The 1,395-nt window shown below is 40.2% G+C and carries 1 protein-coding gene; it reads right to left on the reverse strand.

What is annotated here, in order from left to right; translation table 11 throughout:
* Window positions 1-194: 194 nt before the first annotated feature.
* On the reverse strand, window positions 195-1,295 hold the full coding sequence (locus QVP40_RS08165) for an MFS transporter (RefSeq protein ID WP_022067972.1): 1,101 nt from the start codon (window positions 1,293-1,295) through the stop codon (window positions 195-197).
* Window positions 1,296-1,395 lie beyond the last annotated feature (100 nt).

The raw sequence follows: 1,395 nt of genomic DNA on the forward strand, positions 1-1,395 counted from the left end.
TTATTTCCAGAATATCACCGCAGGCCATATAATTCAGCCGCTGTATTTTTTTCTTTTCCGTTTTCATCATACAGAGCATCATTTATAAAAGAAATCCCCTATCATCCCATCTGATGTCCTCTGTTTAGAAAAAATCTTGCTGTCGCAGAAATATGGATCACAATCTTCTCCATGTTTCCATATCTTTAGCCTATTCAGGAAAGCATCCACCCCATAAACGTTGATAAAAAAATCATTACTATGGAAAACATAAAAGAGCTTACAGAAATCAGGGTTGCTCTCTGCTCAGACGGAATCATTTCATTCAGGATCACATCTGTTTTTACCTCCAGAAAATCATCTGCAAACGCTCCCAGAAATCCACCTGCGATCATAATCCAGACATTCCCCGTAAAGGCTGCTGCAAGAGCACATCCAACTCCAAAAGCACTTAGTATAAGCAGTTTTTTATAGCTGTATTGAGGAAAATAAGCAACCATTCTGGCTCCCGCAACTGCTCCCAGACCCATTATAAACAAAGCCGGTCCCAACGCCAGAGAATTCAGTCCGGCCATTGGAAGTTTTGCCTGCAGGAAAAAAAGCACAAGTGTGGAAACTGCCCCAATCAGAGAATTGACGATCATAATAGTTCTGGCTTTTCCGTTATTTAGCAGAAATTTCCCGCTTTCCAGAACTACGTTTTTCAGTTTTTCCAGTATGCTTTCTTGCCTTTTTTCTGTATTTTGACAATCAGCTTCAACCTCTTTTAAGCACAATGCAATGCTCAGGGCTCCAATGCTGAATAAAACGTCAATTGCATAGGCTGTCTTATATCCGAGAAAAAGCGCCAGCCCTGCACATAAGGTTGCCGTTGAGCTGCTGATTCTGTAAAGAGCCATTTCTGCAGAAGCAAATCTGTTATATATTTCTTCCTGTCCGACATACTTTAAGCTGTCATATGCCAGCGCTTCTCTTGTACCGGATGACAGATTATAGCTTAAAGCAGAAAAGCCCATTGCCAGCGCTGTGGACCAGAATCCGCCTGAAAAAATCATCAAAATACCGGATATCAGCGATACGATCTGACTTATAACAAGGGTATTTTTACGTCCAAATACGTCCGCCGCTACTCCCGATGGAACCTCAAAACATATGCTTACAGCATGAAATATACTTTCTATGATTCCAATTTCAATAAGCGAAAATCCTCTTGCCGCAAGAAGAGCCACCCAGGAGGCTCCTGCAATCTGAAAATATCCTGTTGCTGTAATGCCATATAGCTTCCCGACCTGTTTTTTTATATTAAATTTTTGCATAAAAAATCTCCTTTTCAAATTATATTCATTTATTTGACAAAGGAGATAGCTGCTCATATATGGATAAAAATAATGCGTTTTCGCTGTTTACTTCGTATCC

This window comes from Blautia sp. CAG:257 (genome assembly GCF_000433815.1).
Taxonomy (GTDB): domain Bacteria; phylum Bacillota; class Clostridia; order Lachnospirales; family Lachnospiraceae; genus Blautia_A; species Blautia_A caecimuris.

Coding starts and splice junctions, on each gene's coding strand:
- QVP40_RS08165 (WP_022067972.1), bottom strand. CDS start 1,295: ATGCAAAAATTTAATATAAAAAAACAGGTCGGGAAGCTATATGGCATT.